General features: G+C 39.5%; 12 protein-coding genes. All 12 read left to right on the top strand.

Annotated elements, in window-relative coordinates:
* Positions 1-24: 24 nt before the first annotated feature.
* The 12 genes from G0Q07_RS14880 to G0Q07_RS14825 all read left to right on the top strand — a co-directional run bounded on the left by G0Q07_RS14880 (position 25) and on the right by G0Q07_RS14825 (position 18143).
* A complete protein-coding gene (locus G0Q07_RS14880; protein ID WP_163347552.1) occupies positions 25-927 on the top strand; it encodes a nucleotidyltransferase family protein in 903 nt (300 codons plus the stop codon).
* Between the two features lie 26 nt (positions 928-953).
* On the top strand, positions 954-2327 hold the full coding sequence (gene glmM / locus G0Q07_RS14875; protein ID WP_163347550.1) for a phosphoglucosamine mutase: 1374 nt from the start codon (positions 954-956) through the stop codon (positions 2325-2327).
* A gap of 151 nt (positions 2328-2478) precedes the next feature.
* Positions 2479-3966, top strand: coding sequence for a Gfo/Idh/MocA family protein (locus tag G0Q07_RS14870; RefSeq protein ID WP_163347548.1), 1488 nt, complete (start codon positions 2479-2481; stop codon positions 3964-3966).
* 176 nt (positions 3967-4142) lie between these two features.
* On the top strand, positions 4143-5189 hold the full coding sequence (locus tag G0Q07_RS14865) for a FecR family protein (RefSeq protein WP_163347546.1): 1047 nt from the start codon (positions 4143-4145) through the stop codon (positions 5187-5189).
* A gap of 177 nt (positions 5190-5366) precedes the next feature.
* Complete coding sequence (locus G0Q07_RS14860) at positions 5367-8576, top strand: SusC/RagA family TonB-linked outer membrane protein (protein ID WP_163347544.1); 3210 nt, start codon at positions 5367-5369, stop codon at positions 8574-8576.
* A gap of 20 nt (positions 8577-8596) precedes the next feature.
* Positions 8597-10069, top strand: coding sequence for a RagB/SusD family nutrient uptake outer membrane protein (locus G0Q07_RS14855; RefSeq protein WP_203532565.1), 1473 nt, complete (start codon positions 8597-8599; stop codon positions 10067-10069).
* A 31-nt stretch (positions 10070-10100) separates the two neighbouring features.
* Positions 10101-12371: a tetratricopeptide repeat protein gene (locus G0Q07_RS14850; RefSeq protein ID WP_163347536.1), complete on the top strand. Its 2271-nt coding sequence runs from the start codon at positions 10101-10103 to the stop codon at positions 12369-12371.
* Between the two features lie 131 nt (positions 12372-12502).
* Complete coding sequence (locus G0Q07_RS14845) at positions 12503-13057, top strand: RNA polymerase sigma-70 factor (RefSeq protein ID WP_163347534.1); 555 nt, start codon at positions 12503-12505, stop codon at positions 13055-13057.
* 92 nt (positions 13058-13149) lie between these two features.
* Positions 13150-13842, top strand: a complete 693-nt coding sequence (locus G0Q07_RS14840) for a Crp/Fnr family transcriptional regulator (protein ID WP_163347532.1) — start codon at positions 13150-13152, stop codon at positions 13840-13842.
* 317 nt (positions 13843-14159) lie between these two features.
* A complete protein-coding gene (locus tag G0Q07_RS14835) occupies positions 14160-14744 on the top strand; it encodes a hypothetical protein (protein ID WP_163347530.1) in 585 nt (194 codons plus the stop codon).
* On the top strand, positions 14690-15073 hold the full coding sequence (locus tag G0Q07_RS14830) for a discoidin domain-containing protein (protein ID WP_163347528.1): 384 nt from the start codon (positions 14690-14692) through the stop codon (positions 15071-15073). The genes G0Q07_RS14835 and G0Q07_RS14830 overlap by 55 nt, the downstream gene beginning before the upstream one ends.
* A 70-nt stretch (positions 15074-15143) precedes the next feature.
* Entirely contained in the window at positions 15144-18143 is a 3000-nt protein-coding gene (locus G0Q07_RS14825) for a SusC/RagA family TonB-linked outer membrane protein (RefSeq protein WP_163347526.1), read from the top strand.
* Positions 18144-18270 lie beyond the last annotated feature (127 nt).

Here is an 18270-nt window from a genome sequence, read left to right as displayed (position 1 = left end):
AGAATACCTGAAAAAATAATAAAGATGAAACCAACATTATTAGTATTAGCTGCAGGAATGGGAAGCCGCTATGGAGGTTTAAAACAAATAGATCCTATTGGCCCTTCGGGAGAAACGATTATTGATTACTCGATTAATGATGCCATTGATGCGGGATTTGGTAAGATCGTTTTTGTTGTCAGAGAAAGTTTTGAAGAGGAGTTCAAAGCTCTTTTTAATAAAAAGCTGGAGGGAAAAATTACGGCTGAATATGTAACGCAGGAAGTGCATAAAGTTCCTGCAGGATGTAATTACACGCCGGAAAGATCAAAACCCTGGGGAACCGGACACGCTATTTTAATGGCTAAAAAATGTATCAATGAGCCTTTTGCGGTTATTAATGCCGACGACTATTACGGGAGAGAGGCCTTTTTTACAATGGCAGAATTTTTAATGCATGAATGCACTGATGACGAGTTTGGTATGGTAGGGTATCGTTTACAAAATACAATATCCGAGAATGGTTCTGTTTCAAGGGGTGTTTGTAACACGGATAATAATGATCAATTGCTGTCGGTTGTTGAACGAACGCAGGTTGAAAAGAAGGATGCCGGAATTGCCTATCGTGATTCCCATAAGTGGATTTTTATTGATAGTCAAGCAATCGTTTCTATGAATTTTTGGGGCTTTACACCAGGTATATTTAGTCATTTGGAAACTCAATTCACACAGTTTCTCAAACAATACGGACAAGAGTTAAAATCCGAGTTTTATATCCCTTTTGTAGTAAGCGAAATTATTAGTGAAGGGGAAACGAAAGTCAAAGTATTGAAGTCTGAAGCACGGTGGTTTGGTGTAACATATAAGGAGGATAAAGAAAAGGCAATAAGTAGCATCAATACATTGGTAAAACAAGGTGTCTACCCTGCAAAATTATGGAGTAATTAATAATCTTTTATCAAAAAAAATAATAGATGACATTAATAAAATCAATTTCCGGAATCCGAGGAACGATAGGAGGCAAACCCGGAGAGGCATTAACACCAATGGATATCGTAAGCATTTCAAGTGCTTTTGGCGTTTGGTTAAAGAATAGTGGTGGCAATAAAAAGGTAATAATAGGCCGCGATGCACGAATCAGTGGTGAAATGGTTAACCAACTTGTTGTAGGTTCTTTGCTTTCAGTAGGTATAGATGTGATCGATCTTGGTTTGGCAACCACTCCTTCTGTTGAAATGGCTGTAACCGATCACTACGCAGGAGGAGGAATTATCATAACTGCGAGTCACAATCCTAAAAACTGGAATGCCTTAAAGCTATTAAATAGTCAGGGAGAGTTTATCTCCGATCAGGATGGTAAAGACTTGCTAAAAATGGTGGAAAGCCAGAAATATACCTTTAACGAAGTGGATGATTTAGGTACGTATTCAAAGGAAGATTATTTGGATAAGCATATCGGGCATATATTAAATCTTCCCTTGGTGAACAAAAAACTGATTGAACAAGCAGGTTTCTCAATTGCTATTGATGCGGTAAACTCTGTTGGAGGAATTGCAATTCCAAAGTTACTAAAGGCTTTGGGCGTAAATACTATAAAAGAAATTAATTGTACGCCGGACGGAGAGTTTGCGCATAATCCGGAACCCCTGCCTGAAAACATAAATGAAATATGTTCTTTGGTTAAAACCACAAAGCTTGATCTTGGAATTATAGTCGATCCTGATGTCGATCGCCTGGCTTTGGTTTGCGAAAATGGCGAACCATTTGGTGAGGAATATACGCTGGTTTCTGTTGCTGATTACATTCTTGAAAACTCTAAAGGTCCGTTAGTCGCGAATTTGTCATCAACCATGGCCTTAAAAGATATGGCAAAAAAACATGGTGTTGAGTTTTTCGAATCGGCAGTGGGCGAAGTTAATGTTGTAAAGGAAATGAAAGAGCAAAAAGCATCCATTGGAGGAGAGGGCAACGGAGGCATTATTTACCCTGAGCTTCATTACGGAAGAGATGCTTTGGTTGGAGTTGCGTTGTTTTTAAGCCATCTGGCCAAATCAAAAAAAACGTCGTCAGAATTGCGAGCGCAATATGCTGATTACAAAATGGTAAAACATAAATTAGAACTGGATGATAATATTGATCTGGATGCAATTCTTAACGGAGTTCGCGAAAAATTTGCGAAATATCCGTGTAATTCTGTTGATGGGGTAAAAATTAATTTTCCCGCTGGTTGGGTTCACTTGCGCAAGTCGAATACAGAGCCGATTATCAGGATTTACGCTGAGGCAGAAACAGAACAAGAAGCTCAAACTTTTATATCTGATGTAAGCAATGTTGTTAAGCCCGATTAATAGAGGGTTTAGGTAGTTTTAAAGGTTGAAATTATAAGGCAAAATCAAGATTTCAGAACAAAGATATTCCGCATTTGCATGTAGGGTGTGCGGATGAAATATTCGTCAATAAAGTAAAATAGCTAAACAAATACTAAAATTAACAAATAAGATGAGTACAAATCGTAGAACATTTTTAAAGAATATAGGACTTGGAGCAGGAGTTGTTGCCAGTACCCCGTTAATGGCATCAGGTAGTGTAACTGAAAAGGAAAAATTTAAATCTATCCGTAAAACTGCCGAACATACTCCGGCAATGAACTTTAACATGTGTGGTTATGCTGCGCCTAAATTGGATAAAGTACGAATTGGTTTTGTTGGAATTGGAGACAGGGGAATTGGAGCAGTAGACCGTATGGGGTTTATTGATGGTGTTGAAGTTACTGCCCTTTGTGATACACGTCAGGCTGCCATTGATGGTGCCCAGGCTTCATTGGCAAAATCCGGATTGCCTAAAGCAAAAGAATTTACCGGAAGCGATACTGCATTTAAAGCACTGTGCGAAAGCGGACTGGTAGACCTGGTGTATATTGCAACACCCTGGGAGTGGCACGTACCTGTTGCCCTGGCAGCAATGCGTGGCGGCAGCCATGCAGCAGTAGAAGTTTCCACCGCAAAAACAATGGACGAATGCTGGGAAATGGTTGAGGTTTCGGAACAAACCAAAAAGCACTGTGTAATCCTTGAAAATTGTTGTTACGATTTCTTTGAACTGTTAACCTTAAACATGGCTCGTCAGGGTGTATTTGGTGACCTGGTACATGGTGAAGGTGCTTACATTCATGATTTAGATTACTGGCACTTTAATAAACCACAAGACGATAAGCCACGTGGCGATGGCGCTTACGATAAATTATGGCGTTTGCACGAAAACACACGTAAAGCAAATGTATACCCAACACATGGTTTAGGCCCAATTTGTCAGGCAATGGATATTAACAGGGGAGACCGTTTGGATTACCTAACTGCAATGATGTCTGACGACTTTACTTTAAAAAACCGAATTAAGGAATTAGCGCCTGACCGTCCGGATTTACAGCAGTTTGTAGGTGTAGAAATGCGTGGCAATATGGATCTGCAAATGATACGTACCGTGAAGGGGCGTACAATAATGATTCAGCATGATATTAGTTCTCCGCGCCCGTACTCGCGTATTCATATGTTGAGCGGTACAAAGTGTTTCGCACAAAAATGGCCACTGCAACACATCGCATTTGGTCATAATATAGCGGATGATGCTAAAATGAAGGAGTTACAAGAAAAATACACGCCCGAGATTGTAAGTAGAATTGGTGCCATGGCAAAACAAGTTGGAGGTCATGGAGGAATGGACTTTTTAATGGATTGGCGTTTAATCGACTGTTTACGAAACGGATTACCAATGGATATGGATGTTTATGATGCAGCAGCATGGAGTTGTATTACTCCATTAAGTGAGTGGTCAATTGCAAACGGTTCCAAACCAATTGACGTTCCGGATTTTACCCGTGGTGCATGGAAAACAAATAAACCTGTTGAATTAACGCTAAAAGGTGGCGGCACAACAAAAGTGCATAACCTAAATAAAGCAAACTCGGAAGGGCAGTTAAACATAGAGTAATTGGTACCGGAAAAAATGCTTGTAAGGACATAAGTATTCTGATTAAGAATTATAATTTTGGACAGTTATTTATTGTCTGTATAATTTTAATTGCTTAATATGTAATGTATTACATTTTTTGTGTAGGGTGTGTACAGTCAGGATACGTCTTTATGTAAGTAATACAATTTTAATTAATGACCAATACGAATAAAAATATCGAGCACCTGCTTGCTAAGTCTGTTTTTGAAGAGTTAAGTAAAGATGAGAAATCACAACTCAATAAATGGATTGCTGAATCGGAAGAAAATGCCAAAGATTATGAGGCTTATCAACAATTATGGAAGAAATCTGAGGAATTAGTTGTTGGTGATGTTATTGATGTGGAAGATTCGTTGCTAAAAACGAAAAAGCGAATTTCGTTTTCTGATTCGAAAAAGCGGTGGCTGATTATTGCAAGGCAGGTGGCGGCAGTGCTGTTGGTTTCTATAACAATTTCCGGTTTGTACACTTATTTTTCGGTGCCTGAAAAAGAACACGTTGTCTATCAGGATATATCAACAGCATACGGCACTCAAACCGAATTTGAACTTGCTGATGGTACCAAAGTTTGGTTAAACTCGGGAAGCCGCATACACTATCCAAACTCTTTCAACAACATGGAAGAACGAAGAATCGAATTGGTAGGTGAAGCATTTTTCGAGGTGACAAAAAATGCAGAGAAACCATTTGTTGTGCAAACATCGGCGCTTGATGTTAAAGTGCTGGGAACAGCTTTTAATGTTTCGGCCTATGAAAATGCACCGGATTTAACCGTAGCGCTAAAAGAAGGAAAAGTAAGTCTTCTTAAAGCAAATTCCGGCGATGATAACGCTTTGGTTTCATTAACACCAAACGAAGTGGCTGTTTACAATAACAAAGAAAAGGATATCGTAATTCATAAAGAAAGGAGTTTGAATAAATACAATGCCTGGAAAGATGGACGAATTGTATTTTTTGAGGATGGAATTGAAACGGTAGTACAAAAACTGGAAAATTGGTACAATGTAGATGTTGAAATTGCTGACGAAGAATTGAATGAACTAATTTTTACAGCAACATTTATAAACGAATCGCTTGAGCAGGTTCTTAATTTATTAAGTATCTCATCACCTATAGACTACTCGATCATACAAGCTTCAAAAAACAAGAACGGTATTTATTCGAAAAGAAAAATCATTATAAAGGAGCGCAATAATAGATAGAAATGGTTTTAAGTTTATTCAAAAAAACAGGGAAGATTGAACTCTTCCCTGTTTGAATTTACCTGACTTGCACTCAGGCAATAAACTTTTTTGAATCTAATTCACATCAAAAATAATAAAAAAAGTAGAGTGACAGGACGTTCCTCGTAATTCTATTTTTTAAAAGTGATTTAGATTATGAAACTGGTAATTTTTATAGCATCATTACTAGCCCTCTCATTTCTTTCAACAAAGGTTAATTCGCAGAATATGCGCATTAGCCTTAACCTGGTTGATGTAACTATTCAAGAAGCACTGCAGGTAATTGAAGACCAAAATCAGTATTATTTTTTATACAACAACAATTTAATGGATGTTAAACGTAAAGTTAATCTCAACATTCAAAACAAAAGTATTGATGAAGTAGTAGCGCTTCTTTTCGAAGGGCAACCGGTGGACTTTATCATACAAGATCAAACAGTTATTATTTTCCCCACCGATGCAAATGCAGCCAACAGCGGGAAAACAACAATTAAAGGAAAAGTAATTGACAAAACAGGCTTACCGCTTCCCGGGGTATCGGTAGTTATCAGCGGTACTGTTTTGGGTACTGTAACTAATAACCGGGGTATTTTTAGCATCGACGCATTTAGATCTCCTGTAATTCTCGAATTCTCATTTATTGGGATGGAGAAACAAACAGTAAATTACTCCGGACAGGAGAATCTAATCATTACCATGGACGAATCGAGCAGGAATATAGATGAGGTAATTGTTGTTGCCTATGGTACCCAAACTGCATCTACGCTTACAGGCTCCGTTCAGGCAATAAATGAAGAACAGTTAATGACAGTTACAAGTCCGCACCTATTGAACCAAATACAAGGCGAAGTAACTGGTTTGCTGGTCTCAAATTTATCAGGAGTACCGGGCGAAAAACCTGCATTACGTATTCGTGGTGAAGGTTCAATTAATTACACAAACGAACCACTTTGGGTGGTCGACGGTGTTATTTTTGGAACAGATTCGCCTGACATTAACCCGAACGATATCGAATCTGTGTCAGTATTAAAGGATGCTGCCGCAGCTGCACTTTATGGTTCGCGCGCTTCAAATGGGATAATTTTGATTCGTACTAAAACAGGGAAACTAAACACGTCAAGTTTCAAGTTAAAAACAAGTACCGGAATTTCCCAGGTTAATCATGGTAACTTAAACCTGATGAATGGGCAGGAGTTACACGATTATGTCATGTCGATGGATGGCGAAAAGCTTGCAGGCCAATTTCCTCCGGCAGGTTCGGAAGGTGTAATAAATGGTGTCGATTGGCAGGATATTGCCTTTCAGAATGGAATTGTTCACGACTATAATTTATCATACAGTGGCGGACAAGAAAAAACAATGGTTTATACCAGTTTGGGGTATTTTAATGAAGAAGGAGTTGCACGTGGACACAAATGGGAAAAATTTTCGGGCCGTATAAATCTCGATTATAAAGCATCAGACAAAGTAAAATTACTGTTGAAAGGAGAAGGTATTTTCCAAAATAATTTTAACAACGAGAACGAACTGGTATACGGATCTTACGTTTTGCTACCGTGGGATAACCCTTATTTTGATGATGGGACAATAAAAGTTGGGCGAACTGAAATTGATGGCATGAAATGGTATGGGCGAAACCAGTGGAATCCATTATATGCCCGGCAATACAATTATACTAAAAACCGAAGCACTCAATATATGACCGATTTGGGGGTTGAATACAAACTTACCAACTGGCTAACATTTATTTCGAACAACAGGATAAAAACATACACATCGAGATTTGAAGCACTCGAAGATTCGCGTACACCTGAAGGGCAAGCCGATTCGGGAACACTGTATAACAGTTATTCGTATATGCGTGATTTGTCAACCAGTAATATTTTTCGATTTAAAACAGATTATACCGATCATTCGATATTCGGAATTGTGGCTTACGAATATTCTCAATCGTATTCCGACGGGATGAACGGTGAAGGAAAAGGAATTTACCCTTCGCTGGAAATACTGAACGGGGCTTCGGAACCGAAATCGATTGCCGGAATAAAATCAAAATCGGCATTTTTATCCATATTGTCGAATGCGCAATACGTGTACAAAAACAAGTACATGGTACAGCTTTCCTATCGTCGCGACGGGTCATCAAGATTTGGAGCCAATCAACGATTCGGAGATTTTTATTCTCTAGGCACATCGTGGGTTATCACAAAAGAGAACTTTATGCAATCCTTAGGAGGCATCAATAATTTAAAACTAAGACTAAGTTATGGTTCGGTAGGAAATGCAAATATATCGGATTATGTGGCTCTGGGACTTTATAATATGACGGTACAGTACAATGGCGAACCAGGCGGATTTCCGCGCAGGCTACCCAATCCCGACCTTACATGGGAATCGAACAAAAACTTCAATTTTGGAGTTGATACCCGATTGTTTGACAGGATAAATCTAACACTGGATGCCTACAATAAAAAGACAGAAAACTTATTGCAAGATGTTCCACTTCCTCTGGTAACTGGTTTTTATTGGTATACCGACAATGTTGGGTCAATTCAAAACCGGGGAGTAGAGTTTAGTTGGGATGCCGAAATTGTAAAGTCGTCTGCATTTAACTGGAATGCAAGCCTTAATATGAGTTTTAATAAAAACAAAGTATTGAAGTTGAACAATGGGAAAGACATTTCGATGGGCAATAAAATTATTCGCGAAGGCTGGGACATAAACACCTGGTACTTGCGAAAATGGGCAGGAGTCGATGCCTCGAACGGTAATCCTTTGTGGGAAAAAGTTACCATTGCTCAAGATGGTTCAAAGATTATTGAAAAAACATCGAATTACAGTGCGGCAACCCTGCAAAACGTTGGTACCTCGTCGCCCAGGTATTTTGGTGGTTTTATGAATACTTTCATTTATAAACATTTTAAACTGGATGCAAACTTCAACTTTGTATGGGGCAATAAAATATACCACCAATTGCGCGAGCTGCTCGATAACGACGGAGCTTACCCCACTTACAACGCCATGAAATTACACGAAGGGTGGAGCCGTTGGGAAAAACCGGGAGATATAGCTACGCATCCCCGGCCGGTTTTATTGGGCAATAAACTGTCGAACAAACCATCATCGCGTTATTTGGAAGATGGAAGCTACCTGCGCTTAAATTATCTGAGCTTATCATATTCTCTAACGGGCTCGTTTATCCGGAAAGTTGGATTAAACAGTGCAGTGCTTAAGCTTTCCGGAGAGAATATCTGGACATCAACGAACTTCTCAGGGATGGATCCTGAAGTGGGTATTGAAGGGTATGGAGGAACTTTATATCCGGTAACACGCAAATATATATTCGGATTGGAAATAAACTTTTAATGCAGCTAATGGACTTAACGATGATAAAGAGATTATTTATATACCTGCTGATTGTATTCGGTGTTACTAGCTGTAACCTTAACTATCAGCCTTACGATGGTATTCCGGAGTCGGAACTTAAAGATGATATAATTGGCTTAAATGGTGCAACTGTTGGAAATTACAATTACTTGAAAGATGCCTATTATCAGCGCAATTTTCATTTTTTTGGAGAGTATGGCGGCGATAATGTTTCGTTAAGCGGAACAACCAGCGATCATTTGTTTTATTGCTATAACTACCAACATTTCCCGGCCATGAATTCAACCACTTTCTTCTGGGAAAAAGCGTACCAGCTAATTGTAGGCTGTAACAAGGTGATTTTGTCCATCGATAACGATGCTTCAGAGGAGCTAAAACAGCTGAAAGGCGAAAATCTTTTTCTTAGGGCACAAACCCTGTTTCATCTGACAAATACTTTTGGAAGGCCTTATTATCAGAATCCCGAAACAAACCTGGGAATTCCCATAAAGTTTGACGATGAGGTTGTAAATGTGCCAAATCGCGGAACTGTACAAAAAGTTTACGAACAAATAATAGCAGATTTGCTTTTGGCCGAAGAGCTTATGGGAATTGAAAGATCCAATGTTTATGCATCAAAAGAAGTGGCGCAGGCCTTACTTTCGCGCGTGTATCTTTACATGTCGGGAACACCCGAAAATCCCAATTTAATTTATGCGCAAAAAGCAAAAGACTACGCCAATAAAGTAATTGAATCCGACAGGTACCGGCTTTTAGGAACCGAGGCTTTTAAAACCTACTTCAGAAAATTGCCCGAGCAAAATACCGAAACCATATTTGCAGTAAAACATACTGTAGATGTGGACGACCGTGGCTGGGAATCGATTGGATCGATGTATAACCATATTGAAAGTCAGGGGTGGGGCGAAATGTATGCATCAAAACCTTATCGCGAATTACTTGATCAGCACCCGGAAGACGCACGTCATGCCTTTATTGAGCCGCAATACGAGAGCGATGGATTTACCTTAAAAGAAAGAAATGGCTATCCGATATACTATATCAATAAGTTTTCGATGCAGGAAGAACGTCCCACTTTAAGTTCTCCGGTGTACCTGCGTTTAGCCGAAATGTATTTAAACCGGGCAGAGGCCAATGCCAAATTAGGATTAAACGAAGAAGCTATTAGCGATGTAAATTTAATACGTAAACGTGCCGGTTTAACTGGCGATGCCCTCTATTCTCCCACTGATTTAAAAGGCAGAGAAAGTGTATTTACCGTAGTTTTGGAGGAACGCAGGTTAGAACTGGCTTTTGAAGCGCAACGAAAGTGGGATATTTTCAGAAATGGTTTGACACTGGATCGCAACTATCCCGGAACTCATGAACAGGGCGATGCCCTATTAAGTGTCCCTCCCGAACATCCGCGGGTTGTATTTTATATTCCCGAATCACAAATTCTTGTTCAGGATAATTTAATTCAAAATCCTTAATGCAAGAATGGTTATTGTTAACAAAGTTTATATGCTAAATAAATCAATCATTACAAAAACGCTTTTCTTATTCGCCGTAAGCGTTTTATGGCTGGCATGTAATACACAGCCGCCCAAAACAATAAATGCAAAAATCAGCTATCCGGCTGATGGCACCGTTTTTCCACCCGAATTTCCGCCGCCCACCTGTTTTTGGGAAACCGGCAATAATGAAAGTTTTTCATGGAGAATAAGCGTGTTGGATTCGGAAAAGCAAATTTTGCACGAATCCGAAATTGGTGGTAAAAATCGTTGGACGCCCTCCTCGGAAACCTGGGAAGCAATAAAAAAACATACAAACCAGCGATCCGTATCCCTTATTTTATCTGCTGTCGATGAAAAGCAAAAATCCTTTCCGGTTGATACGGTTTCTATTCAGTTTTCTGCCGATTCGGTTGAGGCACCAATTTTTTACCGATCGGTACCGCTGCCTTTTAAATTTGCCCGCGAGAATTTAACCGAGGTGCGCTGGCAATTGGGCAATATTGGCTCTCAGGATGCTCCTTCTACTGTGCTAAGCGATATTCCGGTGTGTGGCAATTGTCATTCCGTTTCGGCCGATGGAAGTACTTTGGCAATGGATGTGGATGCCCGCGACGAAAAAGGAGCTTATGCCATTGTTGAGTTAGGCGAGGAAACTATTATGTCCGAAAATGAGATTATAAATTGGAGCAATTTTGTTAATGGTGAATTTACTTACGGCTTGCTTTCTCAAATTTCTGCAGATGGAAGGTATGTGGTAAGTACATTAAAAGACTCGGAGATTTTTGTTGATCGCAACGATTTGGAATATTCGCAACTGTTCTTTCCATTTAAAGGTATTTTGGGTTTTTATGATCGGGTTGAAGAAAAGTATTTCGAGCTGGAAGGTGCCAACGATTCCAATTACGTACATAGTAACCCCAGCTGGGGACCAAATGGAGAGTACATTTATTTTACACGCTCACGTGCTGCCCACCTCGAAGAAAGTGGTATTTTTAGAGGTTCTCAGGCTGTTGATTATAAAGCATACAACAAATTTTTGAATGCCTTTTTAGAGCGCGAAAAACTTTTTAAATTCGATATTTACCGCATTCCGTTTAACAATGGTAAGGGTGGAAAAGCCGAGCCGGTTCCGGGAGCATCAAACAACGGTATGAGCAACTATTTCCCGCGATTTACCCCCGATGGAAAGTTTATGATTTTTTGTAAAGCCGAAAGTTTTATGTTGCTAATGCCCGACAGCAAACTGTATATCCAGCCGGTAAACGGAGGCGAAACGCGTTTAATGAATTGTAATTCGGATAATATGAACTCGTGGCATTCGATATCGCCCAACAGCCGCTGGATGGTTTTTTCATCAAAAAAATACGGACCATACACACAGTTGTTGCTTACCCATATTGATGAAAATGGTAATGACTCGCCACCTGTTTATCTCGAGTATTTTGCTTCGGGAAAGAGGGCGGCCAATATTCCGGAGTTTATAAATATGTCGCCTGACGCAAAAATTGAAATTGTTCCAAAGTTTTTGGAAGATGATGCTTTTGCCTTGCGTATGGGTGAAATAAAATCGAAAGAGAAAAAGTATGAGGAAGCGCTGGAGTATTTTAATAATGCGCTTGATTTGAATACGAATAATTCGGATGCACATCATGGTAAAGCACATGCACTGATGCTGCTGAAAAAGCCCAATGAGGCAATTCTTCATTTCAACAAAGCAGTTGAGCTGAAACCTGAAAAAGTGGAATATTTGTTAAGTCGGGGAAACGCTAGTCTTACTTTAAATAACGAGGATAAAGCCATGGCAGATTTTAATCGGGCTATCGCCATCGACAAAATGAATTTTATGGCCTACAATAACCGGGGAATGTTATGGCGAAATAAAAGAAATCCGGAAAAAGCTTTAGCCGATTTTAACCGGTCGATTGAACTTAATCCGGAAAGTAATGTAACCTATGTGAACCGCGGAGTCGTTAATGCGATTACAAAAAATTACGAAAAAGCATTGGCTGATTTTGAAACATCGATTCAGTTAGATGCGGATGATTTATCGGCCTATTTTGCCAAGGCTAAAGTGTATCAGGAATTGCAAGAGAGTAACAAAGCACTTGAGGTGTATTCGCAAGCCATTTCGAGGGCGGCAAATAATCCGGAAACCTATTTTAACCGTGCCTTGTTTTATATGCAAACAAACGATCGGCCATCGGCAATGAACGATCTGCAGATAGCAGCCGGAATGAATTATAAACCTGCCTTGGAAAAGTTAAATGAGTTGCGTTAAAAGGCAGCAGAAATGGCACTTGAAATTACTAATAGCAAGAGTGAGTAAAACATGTAATTAGGCTTTATTGGCTATATTAAAGCCGTAAGAAAACAGCAATGCCGGAAAGCGAAATCCAAAATAACAGCTTCGTGTTAGCAGAGCTTGCCAAAGGGCAGGAAAGAGCTTTTGACTATATTTTCAGGAAATATTACAAAGCACTTTGTGCGCAGGCAACTGTGTATGTAAAGGATATTGACACTGCTCAGGGAATCGTTCAGGAATCGTTTATAAAACTGTGGGGAAAACGCGAACAGGCCGAGTCAATAAAAAATCTGCCCAGCTATCTGACATCTATGGTGCGTAACCAATGCATCGATTACATGCGAAAGGTAAACGTAATTAATAAAACACATCAACAGCAATCGTTGAATGATGAAGCCGAAAATACTACCGAGAATCTGGTACTTGCTCATGAATTCGAGGAAAAATTAATTGTAGCATTATCGAATTTACCGGAGCGCTGCCGAATTGCATTTGAATATAGCCGGTTCGAAGAGCTCACTTATCCTGAAATTGCTGAAAAAATGGATATTTCGGTAAAAGGGGTGGAAGCACTGATTAGCCGGGCATTAAAAACACTGCGCACCGAACTAAAAGATTACCTCCCCTTATTACTTCTGCTATACAAAATATCTCAATTGTAATTTTCTGTAGTAGGGTGTTTGGTTCTCATTTTCGTCTATAAATCAAACAGCAAATTAATTACATTGTTAAGTGCATAAATAGTGAGGTAGTTTTGAAAAGAAGCAGACTAAATAGTAAAACCATAAACCTTCGGTTTATTCATATATTTAAGCACTTAACGCTTGATGAGCTGGAAGAAATAAGTAAAGACCTTGAGTTGGTTGAACTGAATGTTGGAGAAACCCTTTACCGGCCCGGTCAAAAATTAAAAGGTATTTATTTTATCGAACGCGGTGTTTTAAAACAATTCAAAATTGGTTCTAAAAATAAAGAACAAATCTATCAGTTACTCAGCTATAACGAAATGGTTGGCTTCGATTCGGCACTTAACCAAATACCTGCTACCGAGTTTACAACCTGTATGGAAAAAGCCCGTCTGATATTTGTACCTATTAAAATTGTTACTAAACTTTTCGCCCATAGTGTTCAGGTTAGAAAAATGCTATTGGAACAAAGCAGTCGCGAGTTAAGAGTTGCTCAAAACACCATTATTAGTTTTTCTCAAAAATCAAACAGACAGCGAATAATTGATCTCTTACTGGATTTGCGCGAGCGATTTAATTTAGATGAGGACAATATGATTAACGTTCCGATAAAACGATTTGAAATCGCCGGGCACATTGGAGCTAACGAAGAAAATACAATACGAATAATATCAGACTTAAGAAAAAGAAGACTTATACAAACCAAAGGTAGAAAAATAGGAATTTTAAAACTTCAAAGATTTGGCGAAGCCTATCGTTAAATCAGAATAGTATGCTTCGGGCTGACTTTTTTTCGGGGCAAATTATGTGTTCCCCTATTGTTTAACCCAAATTATATTAATTTGCATATTGCTTCAATTTGATTGATATGTAATCACTATGTCGTTATATGGATACGTAAAAAGACAATAATTTACTTTTCTTTCATTTTTATCAACTTTTGATGTAGGGTGCTCAGGATTGAGGCTCGTCAGTTAATAAATAATTGGCGAGAACTCGTTTCTGTGCCACACTGAGTAGATGAAAAATAAGAACTATCAACCAATCCAAATATTGGTTATGCAAAACAAATTAATCTATGAAAAATCAAAAAATGAAAAGAAGTAATTATCAAAAAATGCGGCAAAACGGTATTGCCAAATGCTCCGTTTTTATGCTTGCATTGGCAGCAGTTTTCTTTACTGCCAGTTGCGACGACGAAGAAGTTGGTACCTTGCCAACCACAACTACCGGCGAAGTTACCGACATTGCTGACATTAATGCCGTTATTAGTGGTACTGTTACCGATAATGGGGGAGCGGAAATAATTGCAATGGGTATTTGCTGGACCGATGAAGACAAGGAGCCCACAACAATGGACAACTTCGTGGCTGTTGGGGAATTTACCAAGGAAGGAATAGCCGAAGAATATTGGGACTATTCGGTAACTTTAAGTGGTTTAACAGCAAAATCGGATTATAAAGTTCGTGCCTATGCTGCTAACGAAGCAGGAACTTCGTATGGTGAAACCGTTGCTTTTTCTACAAAGGCAGGAAAAACGTTCCATGCCTTAACTCCGGACATGATTGATACTTATACTCAGGAGGCTTCAGAGGGCCAAAAGAGGCCTTGGTTGATAATGATTTTAATACCTACTGGCATTCGGCATGGTCGGGTGGTGTAGCACCGCTTCCTCACTACATTCAAATTACATTTGCCGAAGCTAAAAACATCGGTGGTTTCCAGTTCTGGACAAGAAGCTCCAGCCAACGCGGAAATGACCCGGTACAATTTGATGTGCAAACCAGTGCCGATGGAGTTGATTATACCACCGTCTGGACTTCAGATGTGCTAGAAACCGCAGCCCGTCCTTCAAAAAACGACGTTTCTCTCGACAAAAATTATTCTTCAAAATACTTTAGAATTCGAATTGTTGAAACACGTACTCCGGGATTAACCCACACTACAATGAGTGAGATTAAAGTTTTCGATGATGGTTTATTACCCTATTAGTGCCAACACGATTACGAATAATAAGGTGAATAAAAAGTAATTCAACAATTCCAGAACAAAGACAATAAATATGAGATATTTACAACATTTCGATTTCTATCGAAAAAACAATAATGAAAGCCAGAATAGCAGCTTTCTGTCGGGCATATACAAGGCAATTAGTTTGGTTGTTTTTATGGCTGTATTTGCCACATTTGCAAATGCACAAACAACCACAATCACCGGGCAGGTAGTAGATAAGACCAACAACGAATCGTTGCCGGGCGTTAGTATTATCGTAAAAGGCACCACCAACGGTATAACAACCGATATGGATGGAAAATATTCGCTTAATGTGCCGGAATCCAATGTAACTTTGGTGTTTTCGTTCATAGGTTACCAAAGCCAGGAAATTGCAACTGAAGGTAAAACGTCAATTGATGTTGCGATGGAAAGTTCTACTACCGATTTGGATGAGGTAATGGTTGTTGCCTACGGAACGACAAAAAAGTCGAATCTAACAGGTTCGGCAGTTGCCATAGATGCAGAAGAGCTACAGGATGTTTTTTCTCCTAACGTAGCGGCCATGTTACAGGGTAAAGTTGCAGGTATGCACACCAGTACAAGCAGTGGTAAGCCTGGTGCGGGCACACAAATCACTATTCGTGGTAAAGGTTCGCTTTCGGGTACCACTAAACCGCTGTGGGTTGTGGATGGTATTATTATGGGTAACGACGATCCCGGATATAGTCCTGATGATATTGAGAGTATTACTGTATTAAAAGATGCATCGGCAACTTCATTATACGGTTCGTTGGCGGCAAATGGTGTTATTTTGCTGCAAACCAAAAGAGCAAAAAAAGGAGTATCTGTTGTTAATGTTAATGCATCGTACGGTGCCACCACATTTAATACCGGAAACTTTTCGGTTATGAATTCTCAGGAATTATACGATTACCAAAAAACATGGAATCCTAACGTAACCGAAGATGTATTGAATACCGATACCGACTGGATGAACATAGGAACCCAAACCGGACAAGCACAGGAATACAACGTAAACTATTCGGGAGGAACGGAAAAAATTCTGGCCTATTTGTCAGGTACTTACTACAACGAAACCGGTGCTTTAAAAGGTTATGAATACGAACGTTTTTCGGGTATTGCAAACATTGAAGTAAATGCATCAAAACGACTGACGATTAAAGCTAATCTTTCAGGTAATTATACCAACACGTACAGCCAGGAACACTCTACTTATAACATGTTTACCTACATGCCGTGGGACGAGCCTTATTTGCCCGACGGATCGGTTTTAGACCCACGGGTTGATAGCGGAAAAGAATACCTGCTTGAAAACGATAAAGTGTGGTATGGTCGTGATGAAAACAACTATTTGTACGATCTGCAATACAATTACGGCAAATCGCGCGGTAATAATTTCCGCATTAATATAGGTATTGATTACAAAATAAACGACTGGCTTACTTTCTCATCAATGAACAATGTTGCGCTTGGTAACGGACAAAACGAATCTTATACCGATCCGCGTTCGATAAGTGGTCAGGCCGACCGGGGAAGATTATATGAAGCGTATAGCTTTAGCAGAACACGTTTTACCAACCAGATGCTTCGTTTCAAAAAAACCATTGATAACCATAACCTGAATGCATTTGTAGCCTGGGAGTACAGCGATTATTATTCGGATGGCGCTAATGCCACAGGTAAAGGTGTTGCGGCAGGTTTAACTGTACTAAACGCAACGGCCGAAGCAGTTGGTGTTGGAGGATCGAAGTGGGAGAGTGCCAAGCAAAGTATGTTGGTTAATTTACAATATGCATACGACAATAAGTATTTGGCAACAGCATCGTTTAACCGTCAGGGGTCAAGTAGTTTTGGTCCGAATAATCAGTACGGTAATTTCTGGTCGGCAAGTGTAGGTTGGAACCTGCATCACGAAGATTTTATGAGCAACCTTAAATGGGTAGACGTACTAAAGTGGTCAGCCAGTATGGGACAGGTTGGTAATGCTCCTGGTGGATTCCAGTACCTTGGTTACTACGCATTTGTTGCCCAATACAATGGAAACAGTGCTGCAACGCCCTACCAAAAAGGAAATCCTGATATTAGTTGGGAGAAAGTTACCAGCTACAATACTGCCATTAATACTCGTTTATTTAACCGCGTTGGTTTAAACCTCGATTTGTATTATAAAAACAGCGACAACCTGTTAACTTATGTACCACTTCCTGCTTTGTCAGGTTACAATGGTATTTGGATGAATGTAGGTCGTGTTACCAACAAAGGTTACGAATTATCGGTAACGCCTGAGATCGTAAAAACCTCGAGATTAAAGTGGAACATGACCATTAACCTGGCCTATAACAAAAACCAGGTAAAAGAATTATTCGAAGATAAAGCATATACTTCGGGTAACGTTCGTATTGAGCAGGGTTACGACATGGATTCTTACTACCAGCGTATTTGGTACGGTGCAAATCCATCAAATGGTGAACCACTGTGGGAAAAAGTTGTAGAGAACGAAGATGGAACAGAGTCGACTGAACTTACATCGGATTATGCCAGTGCTACCTTGCAATTTGTCGGTTCGAAAGGAACACCAACTTATACCGGTGGTATTTTAAACACACTTACTTTCGATGATTTTACCTTAACTGCGAACATTAGTTTTGTTGAAGATATTTACAAATACAACAGTAACCGCGAGTTATTCGACAGCGATGGTTCGTATGCATCGTTTAACAACATGAACCTTGCCGATGGTTGGAACCGTTGGGAAAAACCCGGCGACATTGCTACACATCCAAAACCATTTAACGGAGGTGTAAACGCAAACAAAAACTCATCACGTTACCTGGAAGATGCCAGTTATGTTCGTTTACGTAATGTAACGCTATCGTACCGCTTGCCTAAAGTAGCTACCGATGCTATTAAAGTTAAAAATGCTTCGGTTTACATTAGTGGCGACAACCTGGTTACTATTACCGATTGGTCGGGTATGGATCCTGAAACAGGTGCGCTTTATCCACTATCGAAAAAGATTATGGCAGGAGTTAAAATCGACTTTTAAGCAAAAAAAATATTCATGAATAACAGTATTAAGATGAAAAAATATATTCTTTTATAGCAATACTTCTAACGCTCTCTTTTGTTGCTTGCGACATTAGCAGAGATCCGTTTCAGGATTTATCGGATGA

Source organism: Draconibacterium halophilum (genome assembly GCF_010448835.1).
In the GTDB taxonomy this organism is placed as follows: Bacteria; Bacteroidota; Bacteroidia; order Bacteroidales; family Prolixibacteraceae; genus Draconibacterium; species Draconibacterium halophilum.
Note: the sequence above shows the minus strand (reverse complement) of the source record. Positions and strands in the feature narration are given on the sequence as shown.